This is a genomic window from Vibrio sp. TRT 17S01 (genome assembly GCF_050113695.1).
Taxonomy (GTDB): Bacteria; Pseudomonadota; Gammaproteobacteria; order Enterobacterales; family Vibrionaceae; genus Vibrio.
In genome coordinates this window covers 225,086-245,425 of the sequence record NZ_JBNJOG010000003.1, presented here as the reverse complement: position 1 = coordinate 245,425, position 20,340 = coordinate 225,086, and the positions used below count along the sequence as shown (strand labels likewise).

Sequence of the window (20,340 nt, the reverse complement as noted above, 5' to 3'; positions counted from 1 at the left end):
CCCCTTAGGGGAAGCTTTATTTTACCTAAATACAATAGGTTATTGAGATCCTGATATGAAATATACCCCCCTATCATTTGTCTTTCTAATTGCTTCATTTTCTACATCAGCAGCACAGCAATTTGGTGATCCGATAATTGGAGAGCGTAAAGCCCCGAGTTGTATTTATTGTCATACAAAAGACGGCTCACCAGAAAACAGCGGTTATCCCCACCTTAATGGTCAAAATGCCGAATACTTATATCAATCAATGAAGTCTTATCAAACGGGGCAACGCAAAGGACCTCTCGCTGAAATGATGAAAGCTCAACTTCAAAAGCTCAACGATCTAGATTTAAAAGATGTTGCCGCGTTTTATGCTGAGCTTCCTTGACTCGTAAGCAAAATGACAACCTAAGGCCTTTTGAACTTAGGTTGTAATCTTAACGATGACTCAGATCTGAGCCTGTAAATAACATGTTATAAATATTCAGAATATACCTACAACCAATAGGCCTTGAGGTGTTTTTGCTTGTCTGCCGCGGTCAATTCATATCCACAAAACAAAGACAAGCAAATGCACCACCAATAAATCATACAGAAGACAAATAATAACCTTGCATTCAAACAACAATTGGCAGCTAACGCCTTCCTGACATTTCATCAGTTCTGATCATTACGATACGCATCGCCTTCAAAATATATAAATAGAGCGATGAATAAACATATAATTATTATAACCAGTTGGTTAGCAATGACTCTCCTAGGATGCGCGAGCAATGAGACTGTTCGACAAATGACTAATAAAGCCGATAGCCTTACAGATTACGAAGTTTGCTATCAAAATTCGTACTTAATGTACGATAAAACTCAGGCCAGCTACCGCAACACGTTAAAACGTGAAAGGATCAACCGAGGTATTTCAAAAGAAGAAGCTTGTATGAAAGGCTTATTTGAAGGGAATAAATTAGGTTATGAACACTTCGTTACACGTAAAGTAGAAACCGATAAAGAACAGCAATCCTAAGCGACTGAAATGTATCGCCTGCTATAGCATATGGCAGGCGATACTCTAAAACATTATTGCGTAACACCTGCGATTACTGCGGGCTCATCGGAGACCGTCGGCATCGTACCGATGTTAGCATCTCCAGTGACTCCAGTAGGCACAGGCGCAGCAGGATCACTTAATACTAGACTGTCACATTCTCCCGGTGCGGTTTGCATAGTTTGCTCAATCTCTAACGCTTTTATCACGTATTGATTGCTTGACCCCATGACTACACCATCAGCAATGGAAAACGCAGGTTGATAACGGCCATCACCATCCGTTGCACTGGGAACACCCCAAAAGCTGCCATTACCACCATAATTCAACAAAAACGTTTGCTGAGCATAGACACCTGCATTTCCGCTACGATCGTTTGCTGAAGTATGTTGATACGTGAACTGTATTGGCCTATCGAAACTTAAGTAGTTACCCGAGCTATCTTTCATTGTAGCCATTTGATTCCATGTCTGTAATCCAGTTTCCCATACATAAAACTCAGTTGTAATTGCAGGGTCATAAATATCCCACGGGTTACTAACACTTCCAATGATCATCGGCCCACTACGAACTCCCCAACTATGTGGAGACGACGATATATCGTTTTCCGTAAGAGAAGAAGCAAATCTGACTGGCTCTGAACTTGTACTACTCACAAGCGTTAATGCGTTACCACCTGTGTTACTAAAGGTGAAAGAAAAAGGTCCCGTCGTTGTTTCATAGGGACTTCCAGTACCCGAATAGTTAACCAAATCAGTAGACTGGAAGGTGCCAATTGGGCAATTGTCATAGCACGTAAAGGTGACCGAACCAGAATTAAGTAACTCACCAGAACCTGTTTCACTACCATTGATAAAGGTTTGTTCGTAATACGTCAGGCTTGTTTTTCCTTCAAGGTATTTAACTTCTCCTCCAAGCTGATCGGAATACATGTATAACGAGTCGTTGGTCGATAATGGAATCAGTGTCGGGGTGATTTCAGCCACTTCAGGTCCACTCTCCCCCCATTTGAGCTTACCCGTTTTATAGAAACCGTCCTGCCCCACACTATCGGCAGTAACTGTGAGGTAGTTTACAACCCATTGGTCATAGTTTGGGTCGCTAAAAATTGCACTATCCCAATATGAGAATAGAATGCTTCGTGCTTGGCTAAGTGCTAACGTTTTCACGCTGTTTTTAATCAATCTGCCAGGGGCGACAACTGCCGTATAATTGCTAGAGCCGCCAGCAGTTTCTCTCACAACGGTATCTCCCGTTACGATACCGCCATTTTGCTCAGTCCAAAGCCCCCAATACCCGATAAAACCGTAGCTTTCAAAACTACCGTTATTATCACCATCATACTTAATTGAAAAACCACTATTGACGCTGACACGGCTTCCCGTTGAAGCACTAAATAAGTCATAACGATGAACCACGTCATTAAACTCAGTACGACTATAGCAAGTGCCAGTATTGTTTCCTGATTTATAAGGTAGATCTGAAAAATCCCCATTAACACTTTGCATCAGAACATGGGTGCTATTGAAAGTAAGTGCGTAAGACTCTTCGCCATAAGCACCACGGTCAAACCCTGTTAATGCCGTCCCAGAAGTTCTATCACTACTCATAACGACACTAGCTCTTTGAACATTTGTTTGTCCGTCTGCGTTGTATTGTTCGTAAATAGTAAAGCCTATTGACCCGGGAACATCATCAACCGTCACGACCTCGCCCGTTCCACGCTGATTGTTCGTGTCGAATGACTCAAATAAATCGAAATTAAAGGTAAAGCTACCAAATGGGTTGGCGTCGGTTGCACCTTGAGAGACTTCTGCCTTAAATTTTATCGCTTGGGTTTCATTGCCATCCCCCATTTCCGGCATCCATGCATTGACGATGAGTGGGGAAAAATCATTGCTCCGCGTCACTGAAGATATAACCTTCATATAAGTCGTGGCATTTGCCCCTGAAGACTGCCCATCCACTCCTCCTTCTTCATCAAAACACGCAGCCTCGTCAGCCAAAATAAGGTAAGCGCCGGTATTAACGAACTCCAAGCTATTAAATTGAGACGTAAAACAAAGAATACTGTTCACAAGTTCTATTGGCTCTAACGCTTCATTCCAAACATAGCTTTTTTGCTCAACGTTTGAGTAGTCTGTATTCGCATCATTAAATGCAGCAAAACTACTGCTTACACTTAAAATACTCAGCACCAAGATCATGTTATTCACTTTCATTTGTCACTACCTCCAACTGTTCGGGTAGCTCTAGTGACGAGGTTGAGACAGCAGAAGCACTAGAACTGTCCCCACACCCACTCACCATCCAACAAAGCGCGAATGTCGCAGCCATCTTAATAACCCACATTTTCATACCCCCTCCTTGTATGAAGTCATACTAAACAGCTCAATAAAAAACCGAATACTACTGAGAATATTAGTACTAAAGCATGAGAGTCATGCATGTTAAGTCACTTCATTTAAATGGACGTGAATATCATTGTGAAATATAAGGACATTTAATTTGAAGAAAGTTAAACACTGAATGCGTTGGCTTACATTAATGAAGAGTAAATCATGAATGGTGCAAGACAAACCTATTGAAGAATAAAAAAAGAGCCGCTATGTGCGACTCTTAAAATTTATTCTTTTCCAAAGAATTGTAGACTTATTCTTTGCCGAATACGTTGTTTTCTTGCTCTTGTACGCGGATGAAAGTCGTACGCTTAGTTAGCTCTTTAAGCTTTGCTGCGCCTACATATGTACAAGTTGAACATTTCTATCTGGTTGAATGACGACGCTACCTTATTTCGCCGTCAATATTATCGCAAAAGCCAACTCGTGGGTTACTTACTTCATGTAAATAAGCCTTGCATGGCCAAAGAACAAGAAGTAGAAGTCAAAGCGAAACTGCAAGCCAAAGAAGGTATGGCATTTAAAAATATGTTTGTAAATGCCCGAGGTAAAGATACCAAAGCGCCAGAACTCAAGCCTATTGTTAAATTGAAGCTAAAGATTCATTCAAAGAGGTAAAAAACCAAACAATGAACGATGTATTAGCACGACACCGAGTACCAATCGAGTTAATGAGCGTTTGTCTAGAAAGCATTACATCATTAGATCTAAACAAACTTGATTGGTTGTTTCACAAGAATGGGTTACTGCTGCTGATTGACATGATGCAAGAATTAAATGACTTTTTAGGTTACGAAGTGTTCAAAATAAACAGATACGAAAAACAAGATCTAGCGCAGCAATAGAGATGACACCCATTTACAAAAACTTGCTCATAAATTAATTATTCGAGCAACAAGTTGCCCGCTAGAGACCTGTATCCCGTTTCCCTTTTAATTGTATTGATATCAACTTACAAGTTACGTAAACAACATACAAAATACTTGAGGAGACTTGGTATGAGTAAAGCAGTCAAAGTGGGTGATTCACTATAGGGACGGTTCTAAAACTGGCGATGGTAGTTCTTACCAAGACCCTAGTTACTTTCCAAGTCGCTACCCCGATGGCCGCTGTCAAAGCAAAAAAGGTAATGCTGTGGGAATTAAAAGACTAACACCTATATTCGCTGTTTCTATTCTTCTAACGTTTGGTTGTAAAGCGAGCAACACGTCAGTTGATGATTACATAATTGAAGCTCGAAAAGACCTTAAAAACTACGCATTAGTAAAGTGCTTACGTGAAATAGATCCAGAGAGCGCCTTAGGTAAAGACTTGAGTTATGCTCAAAGGGCTTTTTTATTCATGGGAGGTGGTCGGTACTCAGTTATTCAAGATGAAGAGACATTAGAGGTTAAACACGACCCGTATCAAACGGTAAGCGATTACATGAAGAACGAAGCAAAAAAATCAATAAGTCATATGAAGGGAGGCTCTAGCTCTCAGAGTATGAGTTGCTTACAAGTATTTAACTCCGCAAGCTTTGATAACTTAGTTTCTCAACAAGATGCTTATATATTCAAATAGCCATTTTTCCGCCATAAATTAAAGCCTTTATTTCTCTCCTTTAGATTCTAGCTTCTCACCATTCATTAAATCGATATCATCACCAAAATAGGATGAAATGTCATTCAACGTGACTGTTTTCAATTTTCTTCCTGTATATATAAACCTTCCTTCATGACAAACATTATCAGGAGTGTTACAAGTAACTCTAATTATGTAATCTGGATGCTTAGCTTCTATGATTCTGAAACCTATCCCCCCGTCAGGTGCAGAAATCCAGAGCATCTCACCAAGTAGTTTATGATCAGAAGAAGGGGATGATTCAAACTTAAAAACTGTGAGACTAAGAATTATCAAGGCCACAAAGGTAGCTATCAAAAATAATAATATTGTTTTGAAGAGTTTTTTCATGTTATTCCGATACCGTTAAAGTGTCAGTGACAAAATCATAGTCTAAATCGACTTCTGACAGTTGAAATTGCTCAATATATGCATTTGGGATGACAACTGGCGGTTTCCAAGTTGGTTCTAGGTTCAAGTAATCAGCTAAATCTATAACAAAAGTCACACAATTGTGATTGTCTAAATCATAAGGCTGTTTATCCGTACTATTGTTTCCATCTAGTTTTTCTTTTAACCAAGCATCACCATCATCAAAAAAATGTCCTCGTAATACTACCGCTGATATTTTGCCACTCTGTCCAGAAGAATTGGATATATATTTTAGCGTTTTCTTTAATGAGGTTTCTGTTATTAATCCATTTTTTAATCTAACATCAGGTACACTAACTTTTCTCACATTTCCCGGTATGTCAGAGCTTCTGTTTGGGTATCTACCATATTCATAATATCGCGTTAGTCCAGAGTATCACCATTGATTAAAATGACTCCTGCATGCCCAAGATATGGTGCTTTAACTTTAGGGGTGGACATCTTATAGCCAAAATTTTCGAAAGATTGTTCTTCCACAACTAGAATTTCGTAACCTGGAAATACAATAGGTATTAAAAAGTCTTCGCTTCCTGAGAGAAAGAGTTCATATGCTGTTTTATCATTTCATGAGATCTATAAGCCAATCTCAGGTAAGTTGTTCGAGGAGTGCTACACGCCCTTTTGCTACATTCTGAATAACAAACTCGGGGTTGAACTGCCTTCTGGTCAAGCTTCGCATGTTTTTCGCCACGCTTTCGTTAGCCACTTTATGATGAATGGTGGCAACATTCTTGTACTGAGAGATAGCCGATATCAGCATGACGATGTGTTATGCACACGTCGCACCTGATCACCTTTCAGAAGCAATCACTCATAATCCAATCCCAAATCTGTAGTTTGTCGCCACTTGGAGTTTTTCAGACAAAAAGAGCCGCTAAATGCGACTCTTAAAATTTAATCTTTTCCAAAGAATTGTAGACTTATTCTTTGCCGAATACGTTGTTCTCTTGTTCTTGTACACGGATAAAAGTTGTACGCTTGGTTAGCTCTTTAAGCTTTGCTGCACCAACGTATGTACACGTTGAGCGCACGCCACCAAGGATGTCTTGAATGGTGTTATATACGCTACCACGGAATGGTAATAGTACGGTTTTTCCTTCAGCAGCTCGATAACCCGCTACACCACCAGAGTGCTTATCCATCGCGCTCTTAGAAGACATGCCGTAGAACTTCATGAATGATTCGCCGTCTTTTTCAATGATTTCACCACCAGACTCTTCATGACCTGCAAGCATACCACCAAGCATGACAAAATCTGCACCACCACCGAAAGCTTTAGCTACATCACCCGCACATGAACAGCCGCCATCACCAATGATCACGCCACCAAGGCCATGGGCGGCATCACCACATTCAATGATGGCCGAAAGCTGAGGGTAACCGACACCAGTTTTAACTCGCGTCGTGCATACTGAGCCAGGTCCAATACCAACTTTAACGATATCTGCACCCGCTAAAATAAGCTCTTCACACATGTCACCTGTAACCACGTTACCTGCAGAGATCACTTTATCTGGGAATGCTGCACGTACTTTTTCAATATATTCGACTAGATGTTCTGAATAGCCATTTGCAATATCTATGCAAATGAAAATGAGCTCGTCGCTTAATGCCATAATGTCTTTTGTCTTCTGGAAATCAGCTTCCGAAGTCCCTGTTGATACCATGACATTATTCAAAACAGAACTATCAGCACTCTTCACAAAGTCAGCCCAATCATCAACGGTGTAATGCTTATGAACCGCCGTCATCACGCCATGCTCAGACAACGCTTTTGCCATAGCAAAACTACCGACAGAGTCCATATTAGCTGCAATAACTGGCACACCGGACCATTGACGGCCACTATGCTTGAATGTAAAATCGCGGGTTAAATTTACTTGAGAACGGCTTTTTAGGGTAGAACGTTTCGGGCGAAACAGGACATCTTTAAAACCTAACTTAAGTTCTTGTTCGATACGCATTGTGTAATTCCTTGATTCATCATGTATGTGTCATCGCAGAGTGCGTAGTAAGGCGTTGGCAGACGCCATTACTGTTCTTCGGACACAAAAAAACCGGAGCGTTGGCAGACGCTCCGGTTTTCAGCATTATAGGCTGTGATTTATTTCCTACAAGTCTGATATTTGCATTTTTTTTGTGGTACTATTTCGAAATCTGCAAATCTGCGGGTACCACACCAACAACGTCACTTCACTTAATCTTTAACTAACAAAGACTTAGTCAAACAAAAGACTCAAAAAATCATATAGCAAACGTTTCCAGCAAACGATAGTTTCGTCATATTTTTACAAAATGCACTCAATATTCCACGTTTCTATTGTTCACCAATGTACGGATATGTGGCAATAAATCACTCGCTAACAACCCAATTTCTCCGTTCTTTTTGGCTTCTATATCTGCAGCGACGCTGTGAAGTAATACGCCTAATTTAGCAGATTCGCTTAACGAATATCGCTGAGCTAACAAACTAACCAATATTCCGGTCAATAAGTCCCCCATCCCTCCACTTGCCATTCCCGGATTACCAGCAGCACAAACATCGACTTGGCCACCATCACATACCAGTGTGCCCGCCCCTTTTAAAATGACGATTCCCCCGTATTTACGCTGAAGTGTTTTAATGGCTTGATAGCGGTCAGATTCAATTTCTTTAACCGTAACATCAAGTAGCTTTGCAGCTTCTCCCGGATGCGGTGTAATAATGCGGTTGTCATCTTTGAAGGTATGGTTAGCAAGGAGTGTTAACGCATCTGCGTCAACTACTTTGGATTTTGAGCTCTGACTTAACGTAAGGAACCTTTGTTCAGATTCTTCATCCAACCCAAACCCGGGACCAAAGGCCAAAACATCCGCCCAACTTAACCTCTTTTCAAATAACTCATTGTTCCCCCAATCCCCCGACATGACTTCCGGGGTATGAACTAAAGCGGCGTGCAAATTAGCACGATGGGTCAGCATGGCAGTTAACCCACAACCAGTCCTAACACAAGCTGAACCAGTGATAAGAATCGCACCTCCCATACCTTCATTCCCGCCAACGAGTAAAGCTTTACCGTGACTTCCCTTATGAGCGGACTGAGTACGTTGCATAAATGCACACTCTAAATCGATCGACTGCAAAATCTCAGCTGAACACACGTTGCCTTTATCAAAATGCTTATCAACATTTAATCCTGCGAAATGGAGCTTACCCACAAAATCTCTTGCGCTTCCAGTCATTAGCCCTTGCTTTAAGCCAATAAAGCTCACTGTGTGGGCTGCAATGATGGTTTCACCAAGGTTAGTCCCTGTATCACTGCATAATCCTGAAGGTATATCAATTGCGATTACGGGAGAGTTGGTCGAATTTACATCGTGTATTAGTGTCGCGGTGGACTGCCTTACTTCACCCTTTAATCCAGTGCCCAGTAGCGCATCAATAATAACGGTGGATAGTGAAGCGAACGTACCTATCTCTTCAGATACAAGACCACCAGCCTTTATATATTCATCTCTTGCTGTCGCTGCATCCCCAGAAAGCTTATTCGCGTTACCATGTTGAACTAGCCGAACATTAAAACCTTCGATAAGTGCGAGCCTCGCCACAACATATCCATCACCACCATTATTACCGCCACCACATACCACACAGATCGTCTTACATTCAGGATATTCCAGGCGCAACACATCAAACACAGCCTGACCTGCGCGCGTCATCAATGTATACATCTCAATTCCTGCAACTTTTGCCGCAAGGACTTCCCCTGTTTTTACTTGGTCGGCTGTATATAGGCGAGTTGGTAACATAGGTATGCTCGGTAAGGAAAATACTTAACACCATAAATTAAAAAGCCGAGGAAATCCTCGGCTTTACTAGCATTATTTGTTATTCAATGACACCAATGCTTCTGCTGTCGCATCTTGTATTGAAAGAAACAGTGAACGAATCTCACCGGTTGGGGTTCGCATTGGGTTAAGAGTAATGTTTTGATACATGAACTCAGCTTGCTGAGTCACAGGTCGCACATTTCGGCACTTAAACAAATAAGGGCGTTGTTGCCATGTGATAAAACTACGACACCCTAAATCATACACGGGTTTCGTTTTTAACCTGAACCAATCGGGCGGAATTTCAGGAAACAGTTCGAATAGCGACTTGCCAATAGCATCATGTGACTGCACTCCACTGTGGTGTGTCATGAAACCGTTCCAAACCTGAACATTATGATCTCGGTCGATAACGACTAGACCCAAATCTACATTTTGTACCATATCCACCATCCAGTGGAACTGCTCAAACTCAGCAGGAAGATTCAACATCAGAAGTCCTCCATCAGATAAGAAAGTTTATTATCCAATAACGGCAGTGATTCATCGACAAACATAAAGAGTAGATCGCACCGAATTGAAGTGCCATCAATATTGTAACTGACCTCAAATGTCATCGTTTTACTGAACGAGCCAGTTGTCGAATTAATGATAGAATCAATCGAAATGTGTTGCCCAAGTAGCACAGGCGAACTTTGGAAAAAACGCACTTCAGATTGCTCACCTAACCCATTAAGGAATGAGCCCACAAGAATGTTGGAGATATCCATTAGTAACTCGAGCTCTTCCAGCTCTTCACTATCTGCCGGTACCTTCATCAGTTTTTTCAAGTCTGAAACGCTAGAGTCACTCAGTAATACTAACGCCTCACCAGCGATGCCTTCTCCACTAAAACCTTGGCATACACCAGAAACTTGATCATTCTCTGCTAAATCACGAAGTGCCATGTGCAATTCACTGACTTCGAAAATATTGACGTTAGGCAAAGGAAGGTGGACAAAAACATCAAAGTGTCGTGCCAATGCATCTGCCGCACGACCAATCGAAACGTTGGCCACCTCCATATAGATATCTCGACGTCGAAGAATCGGCAGTTCAACTGATGTTGGCGTATACATCCTTGGTTGACTTGGCTGCTCAACCAAGTTTTTTAAAACTTCGTTTAACGCATCTTTATTGATTGGTTTTTGAATAAACGCTTTTGCCCCAAGGGCCATGACACGTTCTTTGGCTTTCGGTTGAATGTCTCCCGAAACCACTACAACGGAAATATCAATGTTCCGTTTCTGTATCTCTTCTAATGTTCCAAACCCATCTAGTTCAGGCATTGTCAAATCGAGGAAAAGCAATTTAAAGTTGTTATTCTCTAGTTGTTCGAGTGCATCCAATCCGTGGACAGCAAAAGTAATATCGGCATTTAGCGACGCAGGAAGAGAGCGTGCCATTTGCTTTCTTGCTAAGGCGGAGTCATCACAGATAAGTACTGGAAAGGACATACGAAAGGCTCACTGCTATCAATTAACTCATAAGTTAAATTGTAACAGATAGTTATGGGAGCTGTGACGATAAACCAAAGATAATTATTAATGAGTGAGAATAAATAAGCGTAAGGTGGGTAGCTGACGAATAAAAAAGCCTTCCGGAGGAAGGCTTTTGTGAATTTTTTGCTAAATTACTTCGTCATACGAATAAGTGACTTACCAATCAACCACTCAAGCTCTTTTTCGCTGCCTTCGCCAAATTGGGTAGATACAGTTTTGTACAGACGGTCGATGCCGTTTGCTGCGAATTCATGAGCGCGTTCAGACGTTACAATATGATGGAATAGCAATCTAAGTATTGCTAAAAACTCACTGTCATCCAACGCTTTTAACCAGCTAGCAGAAAAAGAGTCTAAACCGTTATCAAAATCAAGGTGCTCGATAAACATCTTGAAGATACGGCCGTCTAATGCAGCGGTAAAATCGGTTTTTTTAGGAAAATGGTGGCTAATCCCCGTTCTTGATACACCAGTTTGTTGACTCAACGTCGTATAAGACATCTTGTCGTAGCCAAGTCGGAGGAGTTGGTCGACGACCGCATCCATTATTTTCTGAATAGTAATTTCAGTATCTTCTTTACTACGCTTAGGCATGTGTTCTTCTCTTTGTAAATCCATCTAAGACTCAAACAATGAGCCACAATATTGTTATGCGTCAGCATATAAAAGCTGCTAAATGACCTTCTCCGAATACCTTGAAAAAAGTCGATTCGGCTACTATGTAACACTTGGGTCCTTACTTAAACCCTTATTGATACTTTTATAAGCATATTCCCAATATCTAACCAATTTGGACTAAATATGGGAGCGCATATTCTTATTTATAAAATGTATAGTAAGACGGTGATAATCTTATAAATTGAATTATCTCGCAACGAGCAGGATAAAATTCTGATTACAATGTAAGCTATGTTCTCGTCAATATTTGAACAACATCACATTCCATTACATTTTATGATGAAATATTTCGAAACATTTCGTCAAAACTTGGTGGATCACAATAAAAATACAAAACATCATTCTGTTAGTAAAGTTAAGTATCATTATTTTGTTTTATTGGATAAACACCTAGTTCCTCGGTAAAATGCCCACAAACTTTGTAAGAGGATCCGAAATGAGCATCAATACAGAAGAAAAACAAGTATGTGAAGCTTGTGGTTGTGCTGGCGAAATGGGCTTTATCATCAAAGAAGGTGATGATGTCGCTGAAGTAACAATTTATGCGCAAAATAAAGAGCAACTTGAAAGTGAGCTAGCTAAGTATGTCGAGCTAGCGAAAGAAGTTTGTGCAAACGTTGAACATGAAGCATCAGCGTTGGTAGAAGGTTCAAATGAGCTAACGGCTCGCTTTAAGTTCGAAGTCAGCGCCGAGAAGTTGATATTTGAATTAAAAACACGCTCACTAGCGCGTTAATCTTTAGAAAGCGAGCTTAGGCTCGCTTTTTTGATCTCCCACCATAAATTCCTTTCAATTTTTATCTTTCCATATAAGTTGCGTTGACGGCAGTATGTACGTGACAGATACTGACATCAAACGTTTATTCGACTTTGACTATGCTTCGCTTTTTTCTCTCGCTTACAATTCTACTCACTGCTTTGCCTATTAAGGCTACGATGTTAGAGCACTACCATATGCTCAATCATCTCGATAACTACGGGAATTTAGATCTACGCAATAAACCTTACACTGAACTTCCCAATGGACTGATAGTGAAAGGCAACTTAAATATTGCGAAAACGGCAATTACGCGTATTCCTGAAGGCACCGATATTCAAGGTAGCTTAGACGCAACAAACAGTCAGCTAAAACGTATTGCAGGTGGCGTAACTATTCGTGGTTATGCCAACTTACTTGGTACAAAAATTACTAACTGGCCACGTGGTATTAGAGTCGGTGGTTACCTTAACCTCACTGATACACCATTAACTCGCCTGCCCCCTCGCCTTAAAGTCAAAGGAGACTTAAGTGTCGTTCGAACACCTTTGGAGAAACTCCCAGAAGGGTTAACTATCGAAGGGAATCTATATATTGGCGGTTCAAAAATCACTGAGTTTCCAGACACCCTAACGGTCAAAGGGCATATCTTTCTTGGTGGCAACCGAATCACCAAATGGCCAAGCAGTTTAACTCTCGGTGGTGCAGTCGCACCATAGCTCCGACTCATAATGTTTGAGATAAAAAAAGACGCCTTAATGGCGTCTTTTTTTAAGCTTGGTTCTTAACCGGATTAGCATAGCTATCAATCAAGTATTGATGAGCGCCTTGGGGCAGCTCAGCCAGTTTGGCATTAAACTGCGAAACGACATCTTGTTCGACACTGTCTTCACCCGCGGCTAAGTGGTTGATTGGGAAAAGCTTATAGTTTAAATGAATTTGGCGGTCGATCTCTTCTGCAAGCGCTTCTGGTGTTTCATAAGCGTTATCGATGACATCACCGAATGCCACATGCACTCGTCCTTTCTCACCCACTATTCCTTGAATAATACTTTCGATATCTTCAAACTCACCTTTTTCATAGCTACCGTTTGTCGCTTTCTCATAAAGCTCAATTGCTTTCGCTGTGTCACAAGGATCATTTTCATAAGAAATCGCAACAGGTACGATTCTTAGTGATTTCACATACTCAGGAAAATCCACTTTTTGTTTGCGACCTTCAACATGGAACATCTTCAAAATTGCTGGATCTGTGTAGTCATTTCCGTCTTTGGCTCGCCCTTCTTTCTGTGCAATCCAAATCGAATTTCCAGTATCAAGAGAGTGTTTTATGTATCCCGATAAGGTACCCAGCGCCTTCATCATTTCACGAGGACCTTTTGCAGAGCGCTTAACAATGAAGCTCTTGTTTAGCTTCATCAACTCTGTCGCACAAGGTTTCTTCAGTAAGTTATCGCCAATCGCAATACGTACTGTTTTGTGGTTGTGCTTGAACAAACCATAGTTTACCAAGGCAGGATCCATTGCAATATCACGGTGATTCGAGACAAACAGATAAGCAGTGTTTTGATCTAACTTATCTAAACCAGAATAGGTAACCCCTTTCGTTGTCGTCGTAAGAGTTTTATCCAAGTATTTCTTCACTTCTCGCTGAATCGCATCGACGGAATTTAACTTAGCCCATTTAAATTTGAGATACATCTTAACGAAGGGAGATAGCAAAGCTTGTAACCATGAAGGTTGATGCTCAAAGCGGTGTTGCAAGATCGCACTAATAAATTCTTCATCATTAATCAGTCGCTCGATCGCAGCAGGGATCTCTTCGTCATTATAAGGACGAATCTCTACATAAGGGTCGTTTTTAGAAGTCATTTTTCACTACATCAAATAAAAAGCTGGCCTATTCTACGCATTGTTAACAATCTTCGCAGCTATGCTGTGCAAACATATAGTAAGGTCAGACCAGAACATTTACTAGCGGATATGATGTAATGTCGTGCAAAGATCACGCGAGGCGCACTCATCGCAATGCAGCCGACATGGCAAACGCTTTGAAAAGTGTTCAAAACGATGCGAAAACCTCGCAACATATCAAGCGTTGTATAGTATGCGAGTTGGTTTTTTATATAATAAAGGCTACCCTTAGCGCCCTGTTTACGAAGAGATTCCCATTCCATGCATTACGCAATTCAACACCAGAGCCAATCCTTTCCTTATCTGCACACAACATCACGTAAAAAATCGTTGAAAAACATTTTACTGCGCGTTGATAACGGGCTGGTGCTTCTGCGAATGGGAAAAATGGAATATGCCGTCGAGCCGGGTCAATTCGCCTGGGTTCCTTTCGATTGTTTAACTGCAATGAGTTATTTTCCAAATACTTTGGTGCAATCAGTTGAAATTTCTTCGCGTGTATCATTACCCATGCCCAAACAAGGTGGGTTTGTTGAGCCGAATGAATTAACCAGTGCCATTATCAACCGATTGGCTCAAACAAGCGAGAACTCACCTTCTGAAATTCTAAATGTACTTAAACTTGAACTTGCTTCGATTAAGCCAGTGCTTGCTTTAACACCGTTAAGTGAACAGATTAATCAGTGGGCTATCACACACCACTCGTCCTTAACACCAGAAATTCAACTGGTACTAAAAATGCGTGAAGTGCGAAGACGCCTTCTTTCCGGACAAAAAGAGCTCAAAGTGGTAGAAGAGTTATTTAATGGAGAACGTGAGATATTCACCCAGCTATCCAGTTCAATACTTGGCCATTAATCATTAACGAAAGTTGGAAAAGTCGCCGTCTGCTAACTATAGATCTATAGATACCTATTCTAATTTCTAAGGACGGCACTATGAAATTTAGTCACAAAATCGTCGGGGCGTCAGCGATTTTACTGCTTCTTACCGTCGCCCTGCTCACTCTTCAGCAGTACTACACCGTTAAAACTGAAATCAAGCAACAAGTCGAAAGCAGCGTATCCGAGATCGTCGATGGTGTGAGAAATACAACTGCAGCTGAAATAGAATCTCGTAAAGCAATCGCCGCCTATGCGACCAGTATGATCGAACTTAACTTGGACAAGGGAGCCATTGAGGCGGTCATCAGCCAACCCGTTGTGAAAGAATCCTTTCTGCTTGCCGGTTTGGGTTTTGAAAGTGATGGCTCAAATGTAAACAATGATCCATCATGGAATCCTGGTTCATCATGGGATCCGAGAGTTCGCCCATGGTACATTGATGCAAAGCAAGCAAATAAGCTTATCATCACCGCACCTTACGCTGACTCCGCAACGGGGGAAATTTTGGTTTCCATAGCCGCACCCGTGAATGACAAAGGGCGTTTTATCGGTGCGATATTCTACGATGTAAGCCTCGCTAGGCTAGCGGAGCTTGTAAACAAAGTTAAGCTATTCAGCGCAGGATACGTATTCATCGTTTCAGGAGACGGCATCACTATCGCCCACCCTAATGCGGATTTGAATGGTAAACCGATGAGTGAATTTTTGGGCGATAGCCAAATACTCTCGAATCCCCAACAAGTTACTATCGACAATAAAGCATATACACTCGACTTTGCTGATGTTCCCGGTGAAGACTGGTATGTTGGTGTGATCTTAGATGAAGCTATTGCTTATCAATCTCTTGCGGATTTGCGTAATAGTTCCATCATTTACACGTCAATTGCCGTGATTATCAGTGTTATTTTGCTACTGATGTTAATCAAAGCACTGATGAAGCCGCTCGACGTGTTAAACAATGCCATTCAAGATGTCGCTTCAGGTCAAGGGGATTTAACCCAACGACTTGATACTAAAACCGATCCTGAGTTTTCGGTTCTTGCCGAAGGTTTTAATACGTTTACAGGAGCATTGCAGCAACAAATCACTCAATCCAAATCCATTGGTAGCGAGATTTTACGTGGCTCAGAAATGACATCGAGTGGATTACAGTCTTCCGCTGCCGCCATGCAAGATCAACTTCATGAACTCGAACAGTTGGCAACCGCCATGAATGAAATGGCTGTCACAGCCAACGAAGTTGCAAACAATGCTCAAGGTGCAGCTTCTTCAGCTAAAGATGCAGATGATGCCACATTACGCGGTTCTCAAGTCGTTAATGAGACGACAGCAGCGATCGACAATCTGTCTACTCGTGTTGATGAAGCGGTGGAAGAAGTAAAAGGATTGGAATCTGCGACTGCAAATATCGAAACCATTTTAAAAGTGATTAATGATATTGCCGACCAAACTAACTTACTTGCATTGAATGCTGCTATCGAAGCGGCCCGCGCCGGTGAGTCAGGTCGAGGCTTCGCAGTTGTTGCCGATGAAGTTAGAACGCTTGCCCAACGAACACAAGAATCCACCACAGAAATACGCGATATGATTGAGCAGTTACAAGCAGGCGCAACCTCAGTGTCTGCCGCAATGAATGCCAGTAAGGTAACTGCATCAGAAGCGGTGACCCAAGCTCAAGAAGCCAACGTCGCATTAGAACAAATCCGTGATGCAATTCAACGCATTAGCGATATGAATACACAAATTGCATCTGCTGCTGAAGAGCAAAGCCTTGTTGCAGAAGAAATTAACAACAACACCGTTAAGATAAAAGATCTATCAACGCAAGTTGCCGACTCAGCCGAGAACGCTAATATTGCAATGCAAGCACAAACGGAAAACATTCGTGAGCAGGATGCGATTTTAAATAAATTTATTGTCTAGGTCATATTGCTTGGCGCAGCGTCTCTGTTGCGCCAATTTATTCAATGAGTTTGTACCAGCATCATGCAACTTTGGCTTTCTGCAATAAATTCGAGATTCCCATCAACGGAATCAAAGCTTTGCTCTGAGAGCAAATCATTAAACGTACCTTCAATGGATAAATTGATGGTTTGTTTACGTCGTGACTTATTCAAAATCACCATACCTTGCTCACCGCGTGCGAACACCAACAAGTCATCATTGGCTTCGAGCACTTTCATCGCTTCACCATGCATTAGGTTATGAAACTTTATCATCCCTAACATTTTTGGATGGCGCCAACTATCTAACCATCTTGGCTTTCGGTCTTTTCTCTTAATCCCACTCGTATCTAAATCGGTATAGATTAACGGGACGCCTCCATCGCGACCAAGAACATAGGCGTATGCGAGCCATTCTAAGTTCTCATTCATCACAAGGTTTTTAAACACATCATTGTTTGGAATATCATGAGTTATAGCGAAGGTAATCGCACGTGAGTTATCTAAAGCCATTCCAAAGCTGTACGGGTTGATCAGGCTTTTCATGCTTCCTTTTTTCATCAACACATCAAACATCGTTTGAAACAGAGGAAAGTCATATGCTCCCAAGCGGGTGTTGGCTAAAAAAGGTTCCAAAAATAGATCGTATTCCGGCTTAGTCGCTCCGCCATTTGTGATGATTTCACCAAAGATATGAACACCTTCGCACAGCTCTTCTGTCCATACTTTATCTAAATGCTCCAGCGACATGTGTTTTGCTGCATCAACTCGAAAGCCACTCACGCCGAGCTTTTTCATCGCCCGAATGTACTCTTGTTGCTGTTTAATGACATGAAGGTTGTCTTTCAGGGTCGGTAATCCTGGATCTTGCGGGCTCCCAGTAATACGTCCATTTTGTACTTGCCATTGGTCTTGCCAATCCTCGATACCAAACGCTTCAACAAAATCCTGCTCTGTAAACAAAGGCTGCGTTAAGTCTCCATATAACCGCAATGCGTGGTAATGCTCGGTATTTGCTCGATACTCTTCTAACACAGTAGTCGCTGGATAGCATAAATCGACCCTTTCAAATGACTCGTTCGCCATGTGATTAAACACCACGTCGATATAAATTCTTATTCCACACTTCTTTAGAGCATCAACCATTTGCTTGAAATCGAGTGTATTCCCAAGTTGGTTGTCAATAAGCCGATAATCTTGGGGCTGATAACGCTGCCACCATCTCGTTCCCTTCTCGTTATAAAGCGATTTCATTGGAGGTGACACGAGTACAGAGCGATAGCCCGCAGCTTGAATCTGATTCGCTGCTTTTGCCACTTTTAGATATGGCCAATCAAAAACATGTAATATGACATCGGTGGAGGGAACATTATTAATCACTTTTCATTCCTTAGAAGTGAGTTTTCTAGGCGCTATAAAACGGCTTATGAACAAATATAACTTACTGATTCTTTATTATTCATTAGCTATTTCGCTTTGACTTCCCCCCTCTATGAATACGGTTCGGAGGAGTCGCAAGGCGTAGAGATACGCCCCAAGGATTCATGCTTAGACGTTTTTTAAGGTTGGGAAGTTAACGCGTTGATAAGTCGCCCATCCTGTTGCATAAAACAGAGCCAGCTATACTTATAACTAGCCAATGGCTTAAAGAAGTGACAAAGTGGTTACGATTTCCTCGATAAGGATATGACTATGCCAAAAGTACGAATTGATATTGTTTCAGACGTGGTGTGTCCATGGTGCATTATTGGTTATAAACGACTAGAGCTTGCACTCATGCAGTTATCCGAAACGATCGAAGCTGAGTTACATTGGCACCCATTTGAGTTAAATCCAGCAATGAAGAGCGAAGGACAAAACCTCAGAGAGCATTTGGCTGAAAAATACGGTACACCGATAGAAGCAAGCCAATCAGCTCGTGAAACGTTAACTCAATTAGGGAAAGAGCTTGGATTCGAATTTAACTTCAGTGAAGACATGCGAATTTACAACACCCGAAAAGCTCATCAGCTATTAATGTGGGCGAAAGGAGAAACTGAGCAGTTTGAACTGGAGTTGGCCTTGTTTCACGCCTACTTTACCGATGGGCTTGATATCAACAATGATGAAGTGCTGCTGAACTTAGTTGAGTCTGTTGATCTTGACCGAGAAATAGCGTCAAAAGTTCTTTACGATAGTGGCTGGAGTGATACGGTAGCCTCAACAGAAAGACAATGGCTGGAAGCAGGTATTAACGCTGTTCCAGCCATTATTATTAATCGAAAACACTTAATCTCTGGTGCGCAAAACACCGATGTTCTCGTTCAAGCTTTAACTGAAATTACCAAGCAGAACGATGAAGGACTAGATTAAGAAAAGGCTCCTTTTAATTTACCAAACACGGAAACAACACCAACGACAAGTAGCCCAACCACGAGTCCTACAACACCATTCAACAAGGTAGGTACAACTGCGGTCGCTAAAGAGATGTTAGGTAAGTCCATAATAATTGGCTCGATTAAGTGATGGACTGCTGGGATGCTATGCACAACAATCCCGCCACCAACAAGAAACATTGCAGCAGTGCCAACAATGGTTAAGCCCTTCATTAACTTAGGGGCAAACGAGATCAATCCACGACCAATAGCGGCACTCATCCCTTGCCCTTTGGCTTTTCTTTCGAGGAAGAAGCCTAGATCATCTAATTTAACAATCCCTGCGACAAGACCATATACACCAATAGTCATCAACGTAGCGATTAAGCTAACCACAATGATCTGTGTTGTCATAGACTGTCCTTGCACAGTACCAAGCGCAATAACAATGATTTCTGCAGATAAAATAAAATCCGTGCGAATTGCACCAGATATCTTGTTTTTCTCGTATTCGTCGATAGAGAGATTCGTTGGCACTGATTCACTTTTCTCTTCGTGCTCATGATGAAACAGCTTCTCTAAGATTTTTTCTGCACCTTCAAAGCAGAGGAACAAGCCACCCAACAGTAGTAATGGCATGATTAACCAAGGAGCAATCGAACTGATCAGCAATGCCGCTGGCACTAAAATCAATTTATTTCGAAAAGAGCCTTTTGCAACGCTCCAAACAACTGGAATTTCGCGTTCTGCTGCCACACCGGAAACTTGTTGAGCATTAAGGGCCAAATCATCCCCTAGCACGCCTGCTGTCTTTTTAGCGGCGACTTTCGACATTAACGCAACGTCGTCTAATACTGTTGCGATATCATCCAATAATGTTAATAAACTTGCACCAGCCATGAATTATTCTCTTCTAGTTATCGTTAGTGTAAGCAAATGTAACACCAGCATTATGAATCACCAACGAATTCTAAGGAAATGGCACTAAACCTATCTCAAT

Annotated in this window: 20 protein-coding genes and 2 pseudogenes; 10 read left to right on the top strand and 12 right to left on the bottom strand. The window is 41.6% G+C overall.

Features of this window, described 5'->3' with window-relative positions; all coding sequences use genetic code 11:
• Positions 1–55 precede the first annotated feature (55 nt).
• Together ACQEXS_RS06695 and ACQEXS_RS06690 are read left to right on the top strand one after the other, a co-directional pair.
• Positions 56–373: a c-type cytochrome gene (locus ACQEXS_RS06695; protein ID WP_427013256.1), complete on the top strand. Its 318-nt coding sequence runs from the start codon at positions 56–58 to the stop codon at positions 371–373.
• Between the two features lie 402 nt (positions 374–775).
• Positions 776–1,006: a hypothetical protein gene (locus ACQEXS_RS06690; protein ID WP_427013255.1), complete on the top strand. Its 231-nt coding sequence runs from the start codon at positions 776–778 to the stop codon at positions 1,004–1,006.
• Positions 1,007–1,059: 53 nt separating this feature from the next.
• On the opposite strand, the gene ACQEXS_RS06685 is transcribed toward ACQEXS_RS06690, so the two are convergent.
• Together ACQEXS_RS06685 and ACQEXS_RS06680 are read right to left on the bottom strand one after the other, a co-directional pair.
• Entirely contained in the window at positions 1,060–3,249 is a 2,190-nt protein-coding gene (locus ACQEXS_RS06685; RefSeq protein ID WP_427013254.1) for a hypothetical protein, read from the bottom strand.
• Positions 3,236–3,385 carry a hypothetical protein gene (locus ACQEXS_RS06680; protein WP_427013253.1) on the bottom strand — a complete coding sequence of 50 codons (150 nt, stop codon included), beginning with the start codon at positions 3,383–3,385 and terminating at the stop codon, positions 3,236–3,238. The genes ACQEXS_RS06685 and ACQEXS_RS06680 overlap by 14 nt, the downstream gene beginning before the upstream one ends.
• A 404-nt stretch (positions 3,386–3,789) precedes the next feature.
• Here ACQEXS_RS06680 and ACQEXS_RS06675 point away from each other — a divergent pair.
• Both ACQEXS_RS06675 and ACQEXS_RS06670 read left to right on the top strand, forming a co-directional pair.
• Positions 3,790–4,271: pseudogene (locus ACQEXS_RS06675) on the top strand (phage portal protein); the annotation flags it as partial.
• A 175-nt stretch (positions 4,272–4,446) separates the two neighbouring features.
• Entirely contained in the window at positions 4,447–4,989 is a 543-nt protein-coding gene (locus ACQEXS_RS06670) for a hypothetical protein (protein WP_427013252.1), read from the top strand.
• Positions 4,990–5,016: 27 nt separating this feature from the next.
• Here the strand turns inward: ACQEXS_RS06670 and ACQEXS_RS06665 are convergent, their stop codons facing one another.
• Positions 5,017–5,379: a hypothetical protein gene (locus ACQEXS_RS06665; protein WP_427013251.1), complete on the bottom strand. Its 363-nt coding sequence runs from the start codon at positions 5,377–5,379 to the stop codon at positions 5,017–5,019.
• 1 nt (position 5,380) lies between these two features.
• Entirely contained in the window at positions 5,381–5,767 is a 387-nt protein-coding gene (locus tag ACQEXS_RS06660) for a hypothetical protein (protein WP_427013250.1), read from the bottom strand.
• A gap of 192 nt (positions 5,768–5,959) precedes the next feature.
• On the opposite strand from ACQEXS_RS06660, the pseudogene ACQEXS_RS06655 reads away from it, so the two are divergent.
• Positions 5,960–6,296 (top strand): annotated as a pseudogene (locus tag ACQEXS_RS06655) (site-specific integrase); the annotation flags it as partial.
• An 84-nt stretch (positions 6,297–6,380) separates the two neighbouring features.
• On the opposite strand, the gene ACQEXS_RS06650 reads toward ACQEXS_RS06655, so the two are convergent.
• From ACQEXS_RS06650 to ACQEXS_RS06630, 5 genes are all read right to left on the bottom strand, one after another.
• Positions 6,381–7,424 (bottom strand): GMP reductase, encoded by a 1,044-nt coding sequence (locus ACQEXS_RS06650; protein WP_427013249.1) that lies wholly within the window; start codon positions 7,422–7,424, stop codon positions 6,381–6,383.
• A 337-nt stretch (positions 7,425–7,761) separates the two neighbouring features.
• Positions 7,762–9,249 carry an NAD(P)H-hydrate dehydratase gene (locus tag ACQEXS_RS06645; RefSeq protein WP_427013248.1) on the bottom strand — a complete coding sequence of 496 codons (1,488 nt, stop codon included), beginning with the start codon at positions 9,247–9,249 and terminating at the stop codon, positions 7,762–7,764.
• Positions 9,250–9,321: 72 nt separating this feature from the next.
• Positions 9,322–9,762, bottom strand: a complete 441-nt coding sequence (locus ACQEXS_RS06640; RefSeq protein ID WP_367989721.1) for a PAS domain-containing protein — start codon at positions 9,760–9,762, stop codon at positions 9,322–9,324.
• Entirely contained in the window at positions 9,762–10,766 is a 1,005-nt protein-coding gene (locus ACQEXS_RS06635; RefSeq protein WP_367989720.1) for a response regulator, read from the bottom strand. The genes ACQEXS_RS06640 and ACQEXS_RS06635 overlap by 1 nt, the downstream gene beginning before the upstream one ends.
• Before the next feature lie 176 nt (positions 10,767–10,942).
• A complete protein-coding gene (locus ACQEXS_RS06630; RefSeq protein WP_367990721.1) occupies positions 10,943–11,404 on the bottom strand; it encodes a TetR/AcrR family transcriptional regulator in 462 nt (153 codons plus the stop codon).
• 520 nt (positions 11,405–11,924) lie between these two features.
• Here ACQEXS_RS06630 and ACQEXS_RS06625 point away from each other — a divergent pair.
• Both ACQEXS_RS06625 and ACQEXS_RS06620 read left to right on the top strand, forming a co-directional pair.
• Complete coding sequence (locus ACQEXS_RS06625) at positions 11,925–12,224, top strand: YfcZ/YiiS family protein (protein ID WP_367989719.1); 300 nt, start codon at positions 11,925–11,927, stop codon at positions 12,222–12,224.
• A gap of 140 nt (positions 12,225–12,364) precedes the next feature.
• Positions 12,365–12,964: a hypothetical protein gene (locus ACQEXS_RS06620; RefSeq protein WP_427013247.1), complete on the top strand. Its 600-nt coding sequence runs from the start codon at positions 12,365–12,367 to the stop codon at positions 12,962–12,964.
• A 52-nt stretch (positions 12,965–13,016) separates the two neighbouring features.
• Here the strand turns inward: ACQEXS_RS06620 and ACQEXS_RS06615 are convergent, their stop codons facing one another.
• A complete protein-coding gene (locus ACQEXS_RS06615; RefSeq protein WP_427013246.1) occupies positions 13,017–14,117 on the bottom strand; it encodes a 1-acyl-sn-glycerol-3-phosphate acyltransferase in 1,101 nt (366 codons plus the stop codon).
• 303 nt (positions 14,118–14,420) lie between these two features.
• Between ACQEXS_RS06615 and ACQEXS_RS06610 the strand changes: the two genes are divergently transcribed.
• Together ACQEXS_RS06610 and ACQEXS_RS06605 are read left to right on the top strand one after the other, a co-directional pair.
• Positions 14,421–15,017, top strand: coding sequence for an AraC family transcriptional regulator (locus ACQEXS_RS06610; protein ID WP_427013245.1), 597 nt, complete (start codon positions 14,421–14,423; stop codon positions 15,015–15,017).
• Between the two features lie 80 nt (positions 15,018–15,097).
• Positions 15,098–16,966 (top strand): methyl-accepting chemotaxis protein, encoded by a 1,869-nt coding sequence (locus ACQEXS_RS06605; RefSeq protein ID WP_427013244.1) that lies wholly within the window; start codon positions 15,098–15,100, stop codon positions 16,964–16,966.
• 41 nt (positions 16,967–17,007) lie between these two features.
• On the opposite strand, the gene ACQEXS_RS06600 is transcribed toward ACQEXS_RS06605, so the two are convergent.
• Positions 17,008–18,363, bottom strand: a complete 1,356-nt coding sequence (locus tag ACQEXS_RS06600) for an alpha-amylase family protein (RefSeq protein ID WP_427013397.1) — start codon at positions 18,361–18,363, stop codon at positions 17,008–17,010.
• Between the two features lie 315 nt (positions 18,364–18,678).
• Between ACQEXS_RS06600 and ACQEXS_RS06595 the strand changes: the two genes are divergently transcribed.
• Positions 18,679–19,338, top strand: a complete 660-nt coding sequence (locus tag ACQEXS_RS06595) for a DsbA family oxidoreductase (protein ID WP_427013243.1) — start codon at positions 18,679–18,681, stop codon at positions 19,336–19,338.
• Here the strand turns inward: ACQEXS_RS06595 and ACQEXS_RS06590 are convergent.
• On the bottom strand, positions 19,335–20,240 hold the full coding sequence (locus tag ACQEXS_RS06590; RefSeq protein WP_427013242.1) for a DUF808 domain-containing protein: 906 nt from the start codon (positions 20,238–20,240) through the stop codon (positions 19,335–19,337). The two genes, ACQEXS_RS06595 and ACQEXS_RS06590, sit on opposite strands and share 4 nt — an antisense overlap.
• Positions 20,241–20,340 lie beyond the last annotated feature (100 nt).

What these genes read in the sequence shown, in the direction of transcription:
- ACQEXS_RS06610 (WP_427013245.1), top strand. Translation starts at nt 14,421, where the DNA reads ATGCATTACGCAATTCAACACCAGAGCCAATCCTTTCCTTATCTGCAC.
- ACQEXS_RS06685 (WP_427013254.1), bottom strand. Translation starts at nt 3,249, where the DNA reads ATGAAAGTGAATAACATGATCTTGGTGCTGAGTATTTTAAGTGTAAGC.
- ACQEXS_RS06665 (WP_427013251.1), bottom strand. Translation starts at nt 5,379, where the DNA reads ATGAAAAAACTCTTCAAAACAATATTATTATTTTTGATAGCTACCTTT.
- ACQEXS_RS06695 (WP_427013256.1), top strand. Translation starts at nt 56, where the DNA reads ATGAAATATACCCCCCTATCATTTGTCTTTCTAATTGCTTCATTTTCT.
- ACQEXS_RS06620 (WP_427013247.1), top strand. Translation starts at nt 12,365, where the DNA reads ATGCTTCGCTTTTTTCTCTCGCTTACAATTCTACTCACTGCTTTGCCT.
- ACQEXS_RS06650 (WP_427013249.1), bottom strand. Translation starts at nt 7,424, where the DNA reads ATGCGTATCGAACAAGAACTTAAGTTAGGTTTTAAAGATGTCCTGTTT.
- ACQEXS_RS06680 (WP_427013253.1), bottom strand. Translation starts at nt 3,385, where the DNA reads ATGAAAATGTGGGTTATTAAGATGGCTGCGACATTCGCGCTTTGTTGG.
- ACQEXS_RS06590 (WP_427013242.1), bottom strand. Translation starts at nt 20,240, where the DNA reads ATGGCTGGTGCAAGTTTATTAACATTATTGGATGATATCGCAACAGTA.
- ACQEXS_RS06690 (WP_427013255.1), top strand. Translation starts at nt 776, where the DNA reads ATGACTAATAAAGCCGATAGCCTTACAGATTACGAAGTTTGCTATCAA.
- ACQEXS_RS06625 (WP_367989719.1), top strand. Translation starts at nt 11,925, where the DNA reads ATGAGCATCAATACAGAAGAAAAACAAGTATGTGAAGCTTGTGGTTGT.
- ACQEXS_RS06635 (WP_367989720.1), bottom strand. Translation starts at nt 10,766, where the DNA reads ATGTCCTTTCCAGTACTTATCTGTGATGACTCCGCCTTAGCAAGAAAG.
- ACQEXS_RS06615 (WP_427013246.1), bottom strand. Translation starts at nt 14,117, where the DNA reads ATGACTTCTAAAAACGACCCTTATGTAGAGATTCGTCCTTATAATGAC.
- ACQEXS_RS06605 (WP_427013244.1), top strand. Translation starts at nt 15,098, where the DNA reads ATGAAATTTAGTCACAAAATCGTCGGGGCGTCAGCGATTTTACTGCTT.
- ACQEXS_RS06640 (WP_367989721.1), bottom strand. Translation starts at nt 9,762, where the DNA reads ATGTTGAATCTTCCTGCTGAGTTTGAGCAGTTCCACTGGATGGTGGAT.
- ACQEXS_RS06595 (WP_427013243.1), top strand. Translation starts at nt 18,679, where the DNA reads ATGCCAAAAGTACGAATTGATATTGTTTCAGACGTGGTGTGTCCATGG.
- ACQEXS_RS06630 (WP_367990721.1), bottom strand. Translation starts at nt 11,404, where the DNA reads ATGCCTAAGCGTAGTAAAGAAGATACTGAAATTACTATTCAGAAAATA.
- ACQEXS_RS06645 (WP_427013248.1), bottom strand. Translation starts at nt 9,249, where the DNA reads ATGTTACCAACTCGCCTATATACAGCCGACCAAGTAAAAACAGGGGAA.